This window comes from Actinacidiphila acidipaludis (assembly GCF_019890725.1).
In the GTDB taxonomy this organism is placed as follows: Bacteria; Actinomycetota; Actinomycetes; order Streptomycetales; family Streptomycetaceae; genus Actinacidiphila; species Actinacidiphila acidipaludis.
In genome coordinates this window covers 22,641-37,550 of the sequence record NZ_JAINZZ010000040.1, presented here as the reverse complement: position 1 = coordinate 37,550, position 14,910 = coordinate 22,641, and the positions used below count along the sequence as shown (strand labels likewise).

The window sequence follows — 14,910 nt, the reverse complement described above, 5'->3', positions numbered from 1 at the left end:
CGTTCACCACGTGCTCCACCAGGGTTTGCAGGTGAGCCACGCGATCAATATTGGTCTCTACCATTGGCGGTCAGGCGGGAAGAACCACCAGGTCACGCCCCGTCAGATTGAGCCGCTCGCCGCCGTCGCCGGTGCACACGGCGATGTCCTCGATCCGCGCGCCGAACATGCCGGGCAGATAGATCCCGGGCTCCACGGAGAACGCCATGCCGGGCTCCAGCGCCCGCGCGCTGCCGGCCACGATGTACGGCTCCTCGTGGGTCTCCAGGCCGATGCCGTGGCCGGTGCGGTGGATGAAGTGCTCGCCGTAGCCCGCCGAGGTGATGATGTCGCGGCCCACCGCGTCGAGTTCCTGCGCGGTGATGCCCGGCCGCACCGCGCCGGTCTGGGCCGTCTGGGCGAGCAGCAGCACCTCGTACAGCTCGCGGAAGGCGGCCGGCGGCTCGCCGACGGCGTAGGTGCGGGTGGAGTCCGAGCAGTAGCCGTCCGCCGTGGTGCCGCCGATGTCCACCACCACCGGGTCGCCGGCCCTGATCACCCGGTCGGAGACCTCGTGGTGCGGGCTGGCGCCGTTGGGCCCGGAGCCGACGATCACGAAGTCCACGGTCACATGGCCGGCCGCCAGGATCGCGTCGGCGATGTCCTTGGCGACCTCGCGCTCGGTGCGGCCCGGCTTGAGCCACTCCCCCATCCGGCGGTGCACCCGGTCGATGGCCGCTCCCGCACGGCGCAGTGCCTCGATCTCGGCGGGGGTCTTGCGCATCCGCAGCACCGAGAGCACGTCGCCGGCCAGCCCGGCCTGCGCACCGGGCAGCGCGGCCTGGAAGGCCAGCAACTTCTCCGCCCACATGTGGTTGTCCACCGCGAAGAGCCGCAGGTTCGCGGGCAGCCGGCGGGCGATCATCGCGTAGGCGTCGTCGGTCTCGCCGAACCCGCTGATGTCGATGCCGAGGCGGCCCGCGGGCGAGGCCAGCGCGGCGGCCTTCTCGAGTTCGGGCACCACCAGGAAGGGGTCGCCGGCGGCCGGCACCACCAGGCAGGTGAGGCGTTCCAGCGGCAGGGCCTGATACCCGGTCAGGTAGCGCAGGTCGGCGCCCGGCGCGATGAGCAGGGCGTCGAGGCCGGCGTCCGCGGCCGCCTTGCGGGCGGACTCCAGACGGGTGGCGGGATACAGGGCGGCGGTGTCAGGAGCGTTCGCGTCGGTCACGGCTCCCACGGTAGACGCCACGTCCCGCCTCGCAGCGCAGCGCCGCCGGTCCAGCCGTACGCTCGGGAGCCATGGACGACCTGACTCTGCCCCGGCTCGCCGCGCTCATCCCCGGACTCGCCCCGTCCTGCGGCCCGGTCCGGCTGGTCGCGGTGGACGGGCACGCCGGCGCGGGCAAGACGACGCTGACGGCCAGGCTGGCCGAACGGCTGGGCGGCGCGCCGGTGGTGCACACCGACGACCTCGCCACCCACGAGGAGCCCTTCGCCTGGACCGAGCGGCTGACCGGGCAGGTGCTGGGCCCGCTGAGCCGGGGCCGCACGGCCCGGCACGAGGTGTACGACTGGAGGGCGCGCTCTTTCGGCGGGGAACGCGAGGTGCCACCGGAACCGGTGGTGCTGGTGGAGGGCGTGGGCACCGGGAGGGCGGCGTTGCGGCCGCTCCTGGCGTTGCTGCTGTGGCTGGAGGTCGACCCCGAAGTCGCCCGGGAGCGCGGGCTGCGACGGGACGGGGCCGGCCTCGCGCACTTCTGGACCGGCTGGACCCGCGAGGAGGACGCGCACTTCGCCCAGGACCCGTCGCGGCCCTTCGCGGATCTGCTGGTCCATCAGACCGAGGACGGCTACCGGGCCGTTCCGGGGCCCGGGACGCACCCCGCGCCCGGGGTCGCCGGTGACCGCCTGTGACGACCCGGCGGCGGGGCGCTCCGGGCGCCCGGCGGGCGTCCGCCGGTGCCCCAACACCGCTTGACCCGTTGGGTATCCAGCAATTACGTTTTCAACCAAGCAGCCGGAAGCGGCTGTTTCGACAGACACGGAGCCCCCGGTTGTTCCCCCGTGACCGGGGGCTTCGTCCTGTCCGCTCGCCGGAATGCCCGATCTGCGCCACCGATCGCTCACACACCGTCACGGCGTGACAGCCGTGCGTGGAGCGCTCCCACGGCGTCGCGTCTGGTCGTCGGACGGCCCCCGGACGGCCCTCGGACGGCCGTCCGGCAGCCCCGGGAGGCCCTTTCGGCGGCCCGCGACCGCATGGCACCGTTGTCCGGCTTGCCGTCGCACCCTTCGGCCCCGCCGACATGGCGGGTACGATGCGAAATGGGAGCGGGCGGCGCCCTGGGGAGTGCCGCTGCCTGCTCAACTCCCGCCCGCTGACCTCGGGTTGGGACCGAGGGTGTGTCGGCGCGGCGGGGGACGGATGGGTGGGGACTTGATGGACTTCGGCACCGACCGTCCGGGCTCCCCGGCCGATCTCGCCTGGCTCCGCGGTGTCGACGCGTACACCATGGGCGCCTACGCCCAGGCCGAGGAGGAGTTCAGGGCCGCGGTGCGGATGGACCCGGGCATGGCGGACGCCTGGCTGGGGCTGCACGCGCTGCGCGCGGACACCACCACCGCCCTGCTGCAGATGTACCGGCACCGGGACCGTTTCGGCGAGCAGCGCGCGGCCCACCGCCGCACCCTCAACTCCTGGTACTGGCTGGGCTGGTGGGTGCAGCCGGTGCTGGAGACCAACCGGGACCTGCTGCTCGCGCACGCCTCGCACTGGCTGGACGGCCGCCATGTCGCCGAGCTGGACCAGGCGCTGGCCGGCTGCCCTCCGGTGGACACCGATCCGCAGGTCCGCTTCCTGCACGCCTGCCGCGCCTACCTGGTCAAGGACTGGGAGCACCTGGTCAGGCACACCGACCCGCTGCTCGGCGACCCGGTCCTCGGCATCGAGGCGGGCCTGTTCGGCGGCATGGCCCGGGTGCGTCTGGAGATGTGCGGCCAGGCCGAACCGCTGCTGGCCGCCGCGCTGATGCGCTGCCGCAGCGAGCAGCCGCAGCGCAAGGAGCTCCGGTACTGGCTGGCCCGGGCCTACGAGGGCACCGGCCGCACCGCCGCCGCCGTGCCCCTGTACCGCGCGGTGCACCGGGTCGACCCCGCGTTCATGGACACCGCCGCCCGGCTCGCGGCGATCCACGAGACCGACGACGGACTCGACGAGGGGGCCGGCGTGGCCGCGGTGTCCCTGGCCGGCGCCGGGTCCGCGGTGCCCGAGGGGATCGCCGATCTCGAACCACCGGTCGCCGCGGACCCGCCGGGCCCCGCCGGTCCGGGACCGGAACTGGACGACGCCCTGCTGGCGGGCGGCCCGTACGACGACGGGCTGCGCGACCGGTCCCCGGGACCGTACACGCCGGCCGGCCCGGAGGCGCCGCAGATGCCGCTGGGCGGCGCGGATCCCCTCCTGCTCTCGCAGGCGCTCGCCGAACTCGACCGCATGGTCGGCCTGGAGCCGGTCAAGCGGCAGGTCCGGGCGCTCTCGGCGCAGCTGCGGATGGCCCGGCTGCGGTCCGGGCAGGGCCTGCCGGTGCAGCCGCCCAAGCGGCACTTCGTCTTCTCCGGCCCCTCCGGCACCGGCAAGACCACCGTCGCCCGCATCCTCGGCCGGGTCTTCTACGCGCTCGGGCTGCTCGGCGGCGACCACCTGGTCGAGGCGCAGCGGTCCGACCTGGTCGGCGAGTACCTGGGCCAGACCGCGGTGAAGGCCAACGAGCTGATCGACTCGGCGCTGGGCGGGGTGCTCTTCGTCGACGAGGCCTACGCCCTGTCGAACTCCGGTTACAGCAAGGGCGACGCCTACGGTGACGAGGCGCTGCAGGTGCTGCTCAAGCGCGCGGAGGACAACCGCGACCGGCTCGTGGTGATCCTCGCCGGCTATCCCGAGGGCATGGACCGGCTGCTCGCCGCCAACCCCGGGCTGAGCTCCCGCTTCACCACCCGGGTGGACTTCCCGAGCTACCGCCCGCTGGAACTGACCCGGATCGGCGAGGTGCTGGCGGCGGAGAACGGCGACCACTGGGACGAGGAGGCGCTGGAGGAGCTGCGCGCGATCAGCGGACACGTCGTCGACCAGGGATGGGTCGACGAGCTCGGCAACGGGCGGCTGCTGCGCACCCTGTACGAGAAGAGCTGCGCCTACCGGGACCTGCGGCTGTCGGAGTACCCGGGCACGCCGGGCCGGGAGGACCTGGCGACGCTGCGGCTGCCCGACCTGATGCAGGCGTACGGGGAGGTCCTGTCGGGCCGCGGCCCCGGCACTCCCCCGCCGGAACCCGCGGACTGACCCCCGCCACCGACCCCGCCGGGCCTCGGCCCCGACCCGGCCGGTCCTCATGGCCTCACGGCGCGGACCGGCCCCGCTCCCCGGCCCCCGCGCGCGGAGGACCGGGACGGAGGACCGGGAAGCAGGGGTCAGCGGACGAGTTCCGTGGAGGCCGGGGCGGGGACGACGGTGGTGGCGCCGTCGGTCCGGGTGACATGGGCGGGGTCCCTGACCTCGCCCACCAGCATCTCCAGCACGTCCTCCAGCGCGACCAGCCCCAGCACGCGCCCGGCCGGGTCGGCGACCGCCGCCAGGTGGGACGCGGCCCGCCGCATCGCGGTGAGCGCGTCGTCCAGCGGCAGGTCGGCCCGGAGCGTGGTGATCGGCCGCCACAGCCGCCGCGGCACCGGCCGCTCGGGGTACTCCTCGTCGAGCACATCCTTGACGTGCAGATACCCGAGGTAGCCCGGGCCGTCCGCGTCGGGTTCCGCGATCGGGAAACGGGAGTAGCCGGTGCGCACCGTCAGCTCCTCGACCTCCCGCGGCGTCGCCGAGGGCGTCAGGGTGATGAGCTCGCCGGGGGTGAGCAGCACCTCGGTGACCGGTCGGCTGCCCAGCTCCAGGGCGTCCGCGAGGCGTTCCTGCTCGTCGGAGTCGAGCAGCCCGGCCTGCCGGGCGTCCTCGACCAGGACGGTCAGCTCCTCGCTGGTGAACACCGCGTCCACCTCGTCCTTGGGCTCGACCCGGAAGGCCCGCAGGATGCCCCGCGCGCACGCGCCGAGCACCGCGATGACCGGCCGGAACACCCGGGCGAAGCCCACGAGTCCGGGGCTGAGCCACAGGGCCGTCTTCTCGGGCGCGGCCATCGCCAGGTTCTTCGGCACCATCTCGCCGATCACCAGGTGCAGGAACACCACGAAGGCGAGCGCGAGGACGTACCCGACGGGGTGCACCAGGCCGTCCGGCAGGTGCGCCGCGGAGAACAGCGGTTCCAGCAGGTGGGCGACGGTCGGTTCGGCGACCGCGCCGAGCGTCAGCGAGCAGACGGTGATGCCGAACTGCGCGGCGGCCATCATCTGCGGCAGGTGCTCGAGACCGTAGAGCACGGTACGGGCCCGGCGCTGCTCCTCGGCGAGCGGTTCGATCTGGCTGCGGCGGACCGAGACCAGGGCGAACTCGGCACCGACGAAGAAGCCGTTGCCCAGTACCAGAAGCGCGGCGAACAGGAGTTGGAGTGCGCTCATCGTCCGCTCTCCTGCCCTTCGGGGGAGCCGGTACGCACGATCCGCACCCGCTCGGCCCGGTGGTGCTCGACCTCGACCACCCGCAGCAGCCAGCCGGGCAGTTCCGCGGTGTCGCCGGTCTCGGGGATGCGGGCGAGCAGGTCGGCGACCAGGCCGGCCACCGTCTCGTACGGTCCCTCGGGGGCGATCAGGCCTATCCGGGCCAGCGTGTCTATCCGGCAGCCGCCGTCGGCGTCCCACGCGGGGTGGCCGGACTCGGCCGGTGCCTGGGCGAGCTCCGGCAGGTCGGCGGCGTCGTGCTCGTCGCGGACCTCGCCGACGAGCTCCTCCACGATGTCCTCCAGGGTGACCACGCCGGCCGTGCCGCCGTACTCGTCGACGACGACGGCGATCGGCTGCTGGCTGCGCAGCAGGTCCAGCAGCAGCTGGCCGGGCAGCGTCTCCGGCACGAGCAGCGGCGCGACCGCGATGGAGCCGACCGCGGTGCGGTCGCGCTGCCCGGCGGGGACCGCCAGGGCGTCCTTGAGGTGGACCATGCCGGTGATGTCGTCCAGGCGCTCCCGGTAGACCGGGAAGCGGGACAGACCGGTGGCCCGGGTGAGGTTGAGGACGTCGGCCGCGGTGGCCGTGTCCTCCAGGGCGCTGACCCGCACGCGGGGCGTCATCACGTTCTCCGCGGTGAGGTCGCCCAGCGACAGGGTGCGCACGAAGAGGTCGGCGGTGTCCTGCTCGATGACGCCGGCCAGCGCGGAGTGCCGGGCGAGGGACACCAGTTCGGTGGGGGTGCGGGCGGAGGCCAGCTCGTCGGCCGGCTCCACGCCGAGCATCCGCACCAGCCGGTTGGCGGCGCGGTTCAGCAGCTCGATGACCGGGCGGAAGGCGCGCGAGAAGGCGCGCTGGGGGCCGGCGACCATCCGGGCGACGGCCAGCGGCCGGGAGACCGCCCAGTTCTTCGGGACCAGCTCACCGATGACCATCTGCACCGCGGAGGCGACCATCATGCCGAGCACGACGGCGATGCCGGGGGCCGCGCCGTCGGGGATCCCGAGCGCGCCCAGCGGCCCGGTGAGCAGGTCGGCGAGCGCGGGCTCGGCGAGCATGCCGACGACCAGCGACGTGATGGTGATGCCCAGCTGGGTGCCGGAGAGCTGGAAGGAGAGCTTCTGCAGGGCCGCCACGACGCTGCGGGCACGGCGGTCACCGCCGGCCGCGGCCCGCTCGGCCGCCGGACGTTCCACGGTCACCAGGCCGAACTCGGCGGCGACGAAGAAGCCGTTGGCGAGGATCAGGACGAAGGCCGCTGCGAGCAGCAGCAGGGAGGTGCTCATGAGGCCGCCGCTCCTGGATTCCGGAAGGAAGGGGCGGCGCAGGTACTACCGGACGGTTCGTCCATCGGTCTGAGAGTGTCACTCCTCGGGTGGTCGGGGCCCCACGGGTGCTGCGTGAAGGGGGATGTGGGACGAGCGCGGTCGGCGCCGTTCGCGTCAAGAGTAGTCAAAACGGCCGGACACGCGAAGGACGGCGGGCGGTCGACCGTGCGCACGTGCCGCGCCGCGGCCGGCGGGCTCAGTGCGGTCCGGGGGTCTCCCCGCCGGGCGCCTCTCCCAGCTCGCACACCAGGTCGCGCAGCCGCCGCGCGTCCCGCAGGGCCTGCTGCCTGGCGATTCCCGGCTGGATGCCCATCACGGCCAGCGTCGTGCCGTCGGCCAGGTCCAGGTGGACCCACGCGTCGCCGGGCCGCAGGTTCACCCGCACGACCTGCGGCCAGGCCAGCCGGCGCTTGACGGTGATGTTGATCACCGTCAGGCCGTCGCGCTCGGCGACGGCCTTCGGGCGGCTCAGCATCATCAGCACCGCGCAGAAGATCGCCCCGGTCACGACGACCGACACCCGCTCCCCGGTGGTCCAGGGCGCGGCCCCGTCGTGCGGCATCATCACCGCGACCGTGGTCAGCACCGCGACCAGCGCCAGCCCGAGGCCGAGCAGCAGCAGGCGGGTGACGACCGGCCGGAACGTCAGGGGCAGCAGGTCGGCGGTGCGGGAACCGGCGCCGGCGGCGGTGCCGTGGGCGTCGTTCACAGGCGTGCGGCGTGGATGCCGGTGGTGAGGATGGCGCGGGCGCCGAGCTCGTACAGCTCGTCCATGATGCGCTGGGCGTCGGCGGTGGGGACCATGGCGCGGACCGCGACCCAGCCCTCGTGGTGCAGCGGGGAGACGGTGGGCGACTCCAGGCCCGGGGTGAGGGCGACGGCCTTCTCCACGTGCTCGGCGCGGATGTCGTAGTCCATCATCACGTAGCGCCGGGCGACCAGGACGCCCTGCAGCCGGCGCAGGAACTGCTGGACCTTGGGCTCGGCCGGGTCGGCGCCGACGGACCGGATGACGACGGCCTCGGACTCCATCAGCGGCTCGCCGAAGGTCTCCAGGCCGGCGTTGCGCAGCGAGGTGCCGGTCTCCACGACGTCCGCGATGACCTGGGCCACACCGAGCTGGATGGCGGTCTCCACCGCGCCGTCGAGGTGGACGACGGCGGCGTCCACGCCGTGGTCGGCCAGGTGCTTGGCGACCACGCCCTCGTACGAGGTGGCGACGGTCATGCCGCCGAGGTCCTGGACGCCGGCCGCGGTGCCGGGCCGGGCGGCGTAGCGGAAGGTGGAACGGGCGAAGCCGAGCTGGAGGATCTCCTCGGCGCTGGCGCCCGAGTCCAGCAGCAGGTCGCGGCCGGTGATGCCGATGTCCAGCCGGCCGGAGCTGACGTAGATGGCGATGTCGCGCGGGCGCAGGTAGAAGAACTCGACCTCGTTGGCGCTGTCGACGAGGACGAGCTCCTTGGACTCCTTGCGCTGGCGGTATCCGGCCTCATGGAGCATGGCCGACGCGGGGGCGGAGAGCGAGCCCTTGTTCGGGACGGCGATGCGCAGCATGAGGACGGGTTCCTTTTCCTTCGGTCGTACGGCCGGACGGTCCGTACGGTCCGCACGGTCGTGTGTCGGACGCGGTGTCGGGTCGTGGTCGGGCGGCGAGGGGCGGCTAGGGGCGGTGCCCGCCGGCGGCCGTGGCGCGCCGGCGGACCGGGCCGCTACAGGTGGGCGTAGACGTCGTCCAGGGAGATGCCCCGGGCCACCATCATCACCTGGACGTGGTACAGCAGCTGGGAGATCTCCTCGGCGGTGGCGTCGGCGCCCTCGTACTCGGCGGCCATCCACACCTCGGCGGCCTCCTCGACCACCTTCTTGCCGATCGCGTGCACGCCCTTGCCCACGAGTTCCGCGGTCCTGGACGTGCTGGGGTCGCCGGTGGCGGCCTTCTGCCGGAGCTCGGTGAAGAGTTCCTCGAATGTCTTGTTCGCCATGGTGGTCCTAGCGTACGGGGAAGCGGGCCCCGCTCAGCGCCACGGCTCAGATACTGAACGCAGGATCGTCGCGGTCGCCACGGCGGCGGTCACCGCCTCGTGCCCCTTGTCCTCGGACGAGCCGGGCAGACCGGCCCGCTCCAGCGCCTGCTCCTCGGTGTCGCAGGTGAGGACGCCGAAGCCGACCGGGACGCCGGTCTCGACGGCGACCTGGGTCAGCCCGGCGGTGACACCCTGCGAGACGTACTCGAAGTGCGGCGTGCCGCCGCGGATGATCACGCCGAGCGCCACGATGGCGTCATAGCCGCGGCCGGCCAGCACCTTGGCGACGACGGGCAGTTCGAAGCTGCCCGGGACCCGCAGCAGGGTCGGCTCGTCGATGCCCAGGTCGTGCAGGGCGCGCACGGCCCCGTCGACCAGGCCGTCCATGACCTGGGTGTGCCACTGCGCGGCGATGACCGCGACCCGCAGGTCTCCGCAGTTCTTCACGGTCAGCTCGGGGGCGCCCTTACCGCTCACTTCTCTCCTCGGTCCTTCGGTTCTCGGTGCGTCGGTCGACGGTGGATCACGGGTTGGACGACCGGTCGCGGGGGTCTGTCACGGGTTCTGTCGCAGGGGTGGTCAGTGGGTGGCCGCGTCCAGCCACGGCAGGTCGTGGCCCATGCGGTCGCGCTTGGTGCGCAGGTACCGCAGATTGTGCTCGCCCGCCGCGACGGGCATCGGCTCGCGGCCGACGACGTCCAGGCCGTGGCGGACCAGCGCCCCGGTCTTCTCCGGGTTGTTGGTCATCAGCCGCAGCGAGCGCACGCCCAGGTCGGCGAGGATCTCCGCCGCGGCGCCGTAGTCGCGGGCGTCGGCGGGCAGGCCGAGTTCCAGGTTGGCGTCGAGCGTGTCCCGCCCGCGCTCCTGCAGTTCGTAGGCGCGCAGCTTGGACATCAGGCCGATGCCGCGGCCCTCGTGGCCGCGCAGGTAGAGCACCACGCCGCGGCCGGCCTCGGCGACGCGGCGCAGGGCGGCCTGCAACTGGGGGCCGCAGTCGCAGCGCTGGGAGCCGAAGACGTCGCCGGTCAGGCACTCGGAGTGCACCCGGACCAGGACGTCGGCGCCGTCGCCGATGTCGCCGGCGACCAGCGCGATGTGCTCCACGCCGTCGGCGGTGCTGCGGTACCCGTAGGCGTGGAAGTCGCCGAACGCGGTGGGCAGGGCGGTGTCGGCCTCGCGGCGCACGGTGGGCTCGGCGGAGCGGCGGTAGGCGATCAGGTCCTCGATGGAGATGATGGCCAGGCCGTGCTTGCGGGCGAACGGCACCAGTTCGGGCAGCCGGGCCATCGTGCCGTCCTCGCGGGCGATCTCGACGATCGCCGCGGCGGGCCGCAGCCCGGCGAGCCGGGCCAGGTCGACGCCGGCCTCGGTGTGACCGGGGCGCACCAGCACGCCGCCCGCCCGGGCGCGCAGCGGGAAGACGTGTCCGGGGCGCACGAAGTCCCCGGCCACGGAGGCGGGTTCGGTGAGCAGCCGGATGGTGGTGGCGCGGTCGGCGGCGGAGATGCCGGTGGTCACGCCGTGGGCTGCGCTCGCGTCGACCGAGACGGTGAACGCGGTGCGCATCGACTCGGTGTTGGCCTCGACCATCTGCGGCAGGTCCAGCCGGTCGAGATCGGCGCCCTCCATGGGCACGCAGATCAGGCCACGGCACTCGTTCATCATGAACGCGACGATCTCGGGAGTGATCTTCTCGGCGGCGACGATGACGTCGCCCTCGTTCTCCCGGTTCTCGTCGTCGACGACCACCACGGGCCGGCCGGCCGCGATGTCGGCGATGGCCCGCTCGACGGGGTCGAGCACGAGCACGGACTCGTCGTACCAGTCGTCCTGCAGTGCGGTCACGGCGCTCATGCCGTCACTCCTTCCGCGACGGTGGTGTCGTCCGGGGTGGTTCCGCGGCCGGGGGCCGCGGTGGTGGTGCGGGTCTGCTGCCACCAGGCGTACATCCCGGCGATGACCAGGACGAAGTAGATGATGTAGACCAGCCCGGAGAAGGGCAGGCCGCTGTGGAAGTTCAGCGGGACGCCGACGAGGTCGACGGCCAGCCAGGCGAACCAGAACTCGACCCAGCCGCGGGCCTGGGCGAACATCGCGGCCAGGGTGCCGGTGAAGATGTACGCGTCCGGCCACGGGTTCCAGGACAGGGACGGGTGGGCCAGGAAGAGCGAGGCGACGGCGACGGTGCCCAGGCCCGTGGCCGCGACCAGCACCGCCCGTTCCCGCCAGGTGGCGAACCGGATGGCGACCCGGCCGGTGCCGGCGCGCCCGCGCCGCCACTGGAACCAGCCCCAGCCGGCGACCGTGATGACCACGAACTGCTTGCCGACGCCGCCGCCGAGATGGGCGCTCCAGAAGGCCGCGACCAGCACCACGCCGGACAGGACCTGCACCGGCCAGGTGAGCATCGCGCGCCGCCAGCCGAGGGCGAGCGCCCCGAGGCCCAGCAGGTTGCCGATCATGTCGGACCACATCACGTGCTGGCCGACGGCGGTGAACGCCTCGCTGTTCAGCCAGTGCAGCGCGCTCATCCGGCCGCCTCCACGGGTGTCGCGCCGCGCCCGCCGAGCATCCGCTCGACGTACTTGGCGATGACGTCCACCTCCAGGTTGACCGGGTCGCCGGGCTGCTTGATGCCGAGCGTGGTCAGCGCGAGGGTGGTGGGGATGAGGCTGACGCTGAACCAGTCGGCGGCGGCCTCGACGACGGTGAGGCTGATCCCGTCGACGGTGATCGAGCCCTTCTCCACGACGTAGCGGGAGAGTTCGGCCGGCAGCGAGATCCTGACGATCTCCCAGTGCTCGGCCGGCAGGCGTTCCAGCACGGTGCCGGTGCCGTCGACGTGACCCTGTACCAGGTGCCCGCCGAGCCGGCCGCCGAGCGCCATCGGGCGCTCCAGGTTCACCCGGGCGCCCGGGGCGAGGGCGCCGAGGCTCGAGCGGTCCAGGGTCTCGGCCATCACGTCGGCGGTGAAGGCGCCGTCGCCGAACTCCACCACGGTCAGGCACACGCCGTTGACGGCGATGGAGTCGCCGTGCTTGGCGTCCTCGGTCACGACGGGGCCGCGGACGGTGAAGCGGGAGGCGTCGCCGAGGTTCTCGACCGCGGTGATCTCGCCCAGTTCTTCGACGATTCCGGTGAACATCTCTCAGCTCTCCTGCGGGGCAGTCGGGACGGCGGTGACACGCAGGTCGGGTCCGACGCGGTCGACGTCCGTCACGTCGAGCCGCAACGCCTGCGCGATGGTGCTGATTCCTGCGTCGGCCAGGGCGTTCGGCCCGGCGCCGAGCAGGGCGGGTGCGAGGTACGCGACGACCGTGTCGACGGCGCCGGCGGCGACGAACGCCCCGGCCAGCGTCGGCCCGCCCTCCAGCAGCACCGAGCGCACCCCGCGGGCGTACAGCTCGGCGAGCAGCGCGTCGATGTCGAGGCCGGAGGCGGCCTCACCGGCGCCGGTGGCCTCGCCGCCGCGCGCGGACGGCGCCGCGTAGGGCAGCCGGACCACGTCGACGCCGGGCAGGTGCGCGGTGTCGGCGTCCTTGCCGACGGCCACCAGCGTGGGGGCTGCGTCGTCCAGCACGGGCGCGGCGGCGGTGATCCGGGCGCGGGTGTCGACGACCACCCGCAGCGGCTGGGTGACGCCGTCGATGCCGCGCACGGCCAGGTGCGGGTCGTCCGCGATCAGGGTCCCGGAGCCGACGACGACGGCGTCCGCCTCGGCGCGCAGCCGGTGCACGTCGGCCCGGGACTCGGCGGAGCTGATCCAGCGGCTGGTGCCGTCGGCGGCGGCGATCCGGCCGTCCAGGGTGGCGGCGTACTTCCACCGCACGTACGGACGGCCGCGGCGGACCGAGGTCAGCCAGGCGACGTTGACCGCCTCCGCCTCGGCGGCGAGCAGCCCGCTCTCCACCTCGATCCCGGCGGCACGCAGCGTGGCGCCGCCGCCCGCGGCGGTCGGGCTGGGGTCGGCGACGGCGTAGACGACGCGGGCCACCCCGGCCTCGATGAGCGCCTGGGCGCAGGGGCCGGTACGGCCGGTGTGGTTGCAGGGTTCGAGGGTGACCAGGGCGGTTCCCCCGCGGACCCGCTCCCCCGCGTCCCGCAGGGCGTGCACCTCGGCGTGCGGCCCGCCGGCCTTCCGGTGCCAGCCCTCGCCGGCGACGGCACCGGACGCGTCGAGGATCACGGCCCCGACGACGGGGTTGGGTGCGGTGGCGCCGAGCGCGCGAGCGGACAACGCGATCGCACGGCGCATCGCGTCGGTTTCCGTGGTGGTGGCCACCGGGTCCTCCTGCCTCATCGGGCACGGACTCCGGGGCGTGGGACTCAGCGGGAACGCCGTCGACTCGGGGTACCGGAACGCGTACGGCCCACGCCTCGCGCGGGTCCGCCCTGCGGCGGCACATCTGAGTGAACGCCCGCCGCGCACTGCCTCCCATCCGGACTTTCACCGTCGGTCCAGGAATTTCACCTGGTCAACCGGCCGCTGGCTGCGGCCGGGTCGCGGACTGTAACCGCCGGTTCGGAATTACACCGACCCCGGAGTGCGCGAACGTCACTTCTGCCTTAAGTCTGCCACGCCCGCCCGCGCAGCCTCCAGCGTTTCCCTGTGCCCTGTCTCACACCGCCGTCTCACGCCCCCGACTCACACCCCCGACTCGCACCGCACGTTCGCGGGGTCGCTGCGCGGGACGGCGGCGGCCGTCACTCCGGCGGGGTGAACAGGACGTCCTGCGCGGAGTCCATCGCCGTGATGACGGCGCCGCGCAGGATGGGCGCGCCGTCGACGGCCGTGGGCTGGACCAGCGTTCGCAGTGGCGACAGCAGGGCGAGCCGTTCGGCCACCCGCCCCGCCAGGGCCGTGCCGCCGGCCAGGCCGACCTCGCCGGCCAGCACCACGCGGCCCGGGTCGAGCACGGCGCAGATCGAGGCGGCGCCGACGGCGATCCGCGCGGCCAGCGCGTCCAGGAACAGCGCGCCGGCCGAGCCGGGCGGCGCGGCCGCGGCGGCGCCCACGACCCCGGCCGCGGCCGCCGCGTCCTCGGCGGGGTCCGCGGGGAGCCCGTGCTCCCGGGCGAGGGCGCAGACGCCGCGGCTGCCGGCCAGGCCGTGGAAGCCGTTGTCGCAGTCGGTGGCGGTGGGCAGTTCGCCGGTCCGGGACAGCGGCAGGAAGCCGACCTCGCCCGCGCCGCCGGACATGCCGCGGCGCAGCCGGCCGTCGAGCATCAGGGCGGCGCCCACGCCGCTGCCGAGCCACAGCAGCACGAACGTCGCGTCGTCACCGGCCGCGGCGCCGGTCCGCTGCTCGGCGACCGCGGCCAGGTTGACCTCGTTCTCCAGCAGCACCGGGACGCCGATCCGCTTGCGCACCTCGTCCACGAGGTCGCCGTGCCAGGTGGGCAGCGCGCCGGTGGGGCTGAGCCGGCCGGTTACGGGGTCGACGAGACCGGGCGCGCCGAACGCGACGGTGTGCAGCGCCGCCACGCCGGCCGAACGGGCGGTGTCCTGGAGCAGGCCGATGCCGTCCTCGACCAGCCGGGCCGGGTCCGCGCCGGGCGGCACCGGCAGTTCGCCGCGGGCCACGGTCCGGCCGAGCAGGTCGGCGATCTCCACCGCGATGCTCTCGATGCGGACGTCGAGCCCGGCGACGTGGGCCCGGCCGGCCACGATGCCGTACACCCGCGCGTTGGGCCCGCGCCGGGCGGCGCCGCTCTCCCCCACCACGGCGATGAGCCCGGCGTCCTGCAGCCGCTCCACGAGGTCGGCGACGCTCGGCCGCGACATCCCGGTGAGTTCCTTCAACTGCGCTGCGGTGAGCGGCCCTTCCTGCTGCAGCAGGCGCAGCGCGAGCCGGTCGTTGATGGCTCGGGCGATCCGGGGCGAGGCGCCCCGCCCGGGATGCGCGCGGGTGGCGGTCATGCCGGCGATCCTTCCAGACGGGGCGGCCCGGCTCTGCCGGCGGATCCGCACGACCT

14 protein-coding genes and 1 riboswitch are annotated in these 14,910 nt (G+C 74.0%); of the genes, 2 read left to right on the top strand and 12 right to left on the bottom strand.

Annotated features, from left to right (window positions below; all coding sequences use genetic code 11):
- Positions 1 to 70: 70 nt before the first annotated feature.
- Complete coding sequence (locus K7862_RS25740) at positions 71 to 1,216, bottom strand: M24 family metallopeptidase (protein ID WP_372461681.1); 1,146 nt, start codon at positions 1,214 to 1,216, stop codon at positions 71 to 73.
- Between the two features lie 62 nt (positions 1,217 to 1,278).
- Here K7862_RS25740 and K7862_RS25735 point away from each other — a divergent pair, with 62 nt between their 5' ends.
- Positions 1,279 to 1,893: a uridine kinase family protein gene (locus tag K7862_RS25735; RefSeq protein ID WP_222966638.1), complete on the top strand. Its 615-nt coding sequence runs from the start codon at positions 1,279 to 1,281 to the stop codon at positions 1,891 to 1,893.
- A gap of 526 nt (positions 1,894 to 2,419) precedes the next feature.
- Positions 2,420 to 4,318, top strand: a complete 1,899-nt coding sequence (locus K7862_RS25730) for an AAA family ATPase (protein WP_222966636.1) — start codon at positions 2,420 to 2,422, stop codon at positions 4,316 to 4,318.
- A 128-nt stretch (positions 4,319 to 4,446) separates the two neighbouring features.
- Here K7862_RS25730 and K7862_RS25725 read toward each other — a convergent pair whose 3' ends face one another.
- From K7862_RS25725 to K7862_RS25675, 11 genes are all read right to left on the bottom strand, one after another.
- Positions 4,447 to 5,541: a hemolysin family protein gene (locus K7862_RS25725; RefSeq protein ID WP_222966634.1), complete on the bottom strand. Its 1,095-nt coding sequence runs from the start codon at positions 5,539 to 5,541 to the stop codon at positions 4,447 to 4,449.
- Complete coding sequence (locus tag K7862_RS25720) at positions 5,538 to 6,869, bottom strand: hemolysin family protein (protein WP_222966632.1); 1,332 nt, start codon at positions 6,867 to 6,869, stop codon at positions 5,538 to 5,540. Before K7862_RS25720 ends, K7862_RS25725 begins: the two co-directional genes overlap by 4 nt.
- A 238-nt stretch (positions 6,870 to 7,107) precedes the next feature.
- Positions 7,108 to 7,620, bottom strand: coding sequence for a PH domain-containing protein (locus K7862_RS25715; protein WP_308012181.1), 513 nt, complete (start codon positions 7,618 to 7,620; stop codon positions 7,108 to 7,110).
- Complete coding sequence (gene hisG, locus K7862_RS25710) at positions 7,617 to 8,465, bottom strand: ATP phosphoribosyltransferase (protein ID WP_222966630.1); 849 nt, start codon at positions 8,463 to 8,465, stop codon at positions 7,617 to 7,619. The genes K7862_RS25715 and hisG overlap by 4 nt, the downstream gene beginning before the upstream one ends.
- A gap of 155 nt (positions 8,466 to 8,620) precedes the next feature.
- Positions 8,621 to 8,893 (bottom strand): phosphoribosyl-ATP diphosphatase, encoded by a 273-nt coding sequence (locus tag K7862_RS25705; protein WP_222966628.1) that lies wholly within the window; start codon positions 8,891 to 8,893, stop codon positions 8,621 to 8,623.
- 33 nt (positions 8,894 to 8,926) lie between these two features.
- Positions 8,927 to 9,412 carry a 6,7-dimethyl-8-ribityllumazine synthase gene (gene ribH / locus K7862_RS25700; RefSeq protein ID WP_222966626.1) on the bottom strand — a complete coding sequence of 162 codons (486 nt, stop codon included), beginning with the start codon at positions 9,410 to 9,412 and terminating at the stop codon, positions 8,927 to 8,929.
- A 102-nt stretch (positions 9,413 to 9,514) separates the two neighbouring features.
- Entirely contained in the window at positions 9,515 to 10,789 is a 1,275-nt protein-coding gene (locus K7862_RS25695; RefSeq protein ID WP_222966624.1) for a bifunctional 3,4-dihydroxy-2-butanone-4-phosphate synthase/GTP cyclohydrolase II, read from the bottom strand.
- The gene (locus K7862_RS25690) at positions 10,786 to 11,466 is read right to left on the bottom strand and encodes a nicotinamide mononucleotide transporter family protein (protein WP_222966622.1); all 681 of its coding nucleotides are present in this window, start codon (positions 11,464 to 11,466) and stop codon (positions 10,786 to 10,788) included. Before K7862_RS25690 ends, K7862_RS25695 begins: the two co-directional genes overlap by 4 nt.
- Positions 11,463 to 12,080, bottom strand: coding sequence for a riboflavin synthase (locus tag K7862_RS25685; RefSeq protein WP_222966620.1), 618 nt, complete (start codon positions 12,078 to 12,080; stop codon positions 11,463 to 11,465). Before K7862_RS25685 ends, K7862_RS25690 begins: the two co-directional genes overlap by 4 nt.
- A gap of 3 nt (positions 12,081 to 12,083) precedes the next feature.
- On the bottom strand, positions 12,084 to 13,190 hold the full coding sequence (ribD, locus tag K7862_RS25680) for a bifunctional diaminohydroxyphosphoribosylaminopyrimidine deaminase/5-amino-6-(5-phosphoribosylamino)uracil reductase RibD (RefSeq protein WP_262413795.1): 1,107 nt from the start codon (positions 13,188 to 13,190) through the stop codon (positions 12,084 to 12,086).
- 166 nt (positions 13,191 to 13,356) lie between these two features.
- Positions 13,357 to 13,487: riboswitch (FMN riboswitch) on the bottom strand.
- A 152-nt stretch (positions 13,488 to 13,639) separates the two neighbouring features.
- Positions 13,640 to 14,854 carry an ROK family transcriptional regulator gene (locus tag K7862_RS25675; RefSeq protein ID WP_222966616.1) on the bottom strand — a complete coding sequence of 405 codons (1,215 nt, stop codon included), beginning with the start codon at positions 14,852 to 14,854 and terminating at the stop codon, positions 13,640 to 13,642.
- Positions 14,855 to 14,910: the final 56 nt, after the last annotated feature.

Bases quoted from the DNA above. Each gene is read 5' to 3' on its own strand.
- K7862_RS25695 (WP_222966624.1), bottom strand. From the start codon at position 10,789: ATGAGCGCCGTGACCGCACTGCAGGACGACTGGTACGACGAGTCCGTG.
- K7862_RS25735 (WP_222966638.1), top strand. From the start codon at position 1,279: ATGGACGACCTGACTCTGCCCCGGCTCGCCGCGCTCATCCCCGGACTC.
- K7862_RS25705 (WP_222966628.1), bottom strand. From the start codon at position 8,893: ATGGCGAACAAGACATTCGAGGAACTCTTCACCGAGCTCCGGCAGAAG.
- K7862_RS25675 (WP_222966616.1), bottom strand. From the start codon at position 14,854: ATGACCGCCACCCGCGCGCATCCCGGGCGGGGCGCCTCGCCCCGGATC.
- K7862_RS25725 (WP_222966634.1), bottom strand. From the start codon at position 5,541: ATGAGCGCACTCCAACTCCTGTTCGCCGCGCTTCTGGTACTGGGCAAC.
- ribD (WP_262413795.1), bottom strand. From the start codon at position 13,190: ATGCGCCGTGCGATCGCGTTGTCCGCTCGCGCGCTCGGCGCCACCGCA.
- hisG (WP_222966630.1), bottom strand. From the start codon at position 8,465: ATGCTGCGCATCGCCGTCCCGAACAAGGGCTCGCTCTCCGCCCCCGCG.
- K7862_RS25730 (WP_222966636.1), top strand. From the start codon at position 2,420: ATGGACTTCGGCACCGACCGTCCGGGCTCCCCGGCCGATCTCGCCTGG.
- K7862_RS25720 (WP_222966632.1), bottom strand. From the start codon at position 6,869: ATGAGCACCTCCCTGCTGCTGCTCGCAGCGGCCTTCGTCCTGATCCTC.
- K7862_RS25690 (WP_222966622.1), bottom strand. From the start codon at position 11,466: ATGAGCGCGCTGCACTGGCTGAACAGCGAGGCGTTCACCGCCGTCGGC.
- K7862_RS25685 (WP_222966620.1), bottom strand. From the start codon at position 12,080: ATGTTCACCGGAATCGTCGAAGAACTGGGCGAGATCACCGCGGTCGAG.